1 pseudogene is annotated in these 391 nt (G+C 71.2%); it reads left to right on the forward strand.

The window, feature by feature from the left end:
- A pseudogene (locus tag SOQ14_RS14285) lies at positions 1-283 on the forward strand (methylmalonyl-CoA carboxyltransferase); the annotation flags it as partial.
- Positions 284-391: the final 108 nt, after the last annotated feature.

Raw genomic sequence — 391 nt, forward strand, 5'->3', positions numbered from 1 at the left:
GAGCAATGCCGACCGCTACCAATACCGCTATTGCTGGCCCTCGGGCGATTGGGGGAGCCTGCCCATCGCGGGCGGGCTGGAGGTCGCCTACAAGTCCGAGCTGGAAGCCGCCGAAGACCCCGCAGCGCTGCTCGAGGAAATCCGGGCAAGGCTGGCGAAAGTCACCTCGCCCTTCCGCAGCGCTGAAAGGTTTAACGTCGAGGACATCATCGACCCGCGCGACACGCGGCCGCTGCTGTGCGAATTTGCCTGGCTGGCGTGGCGGAGTTTGGGGGTGGATTGATCCTCCCCCTTGGGGGAGGGGGACCATGCGCAGCATGGTGGAGGGGCGAGCGGCGGGGGGGGGGGGGGGCCCCCCCCCCCCCSCGCCCCSCCCCCCCCCCCCCCCCCC

Origin of the sequence: Erythrobacter epiphyticus, assembly GCF_034653295.1 — a bacterium.
In the GTDB taxonomy this organism is placed as follows: domain Bacteria; phylum Pseudomonadota; class Alphaproteobacteria; order Sphingomonadales; family Sphingomonadaceae; genus Erythrobacter.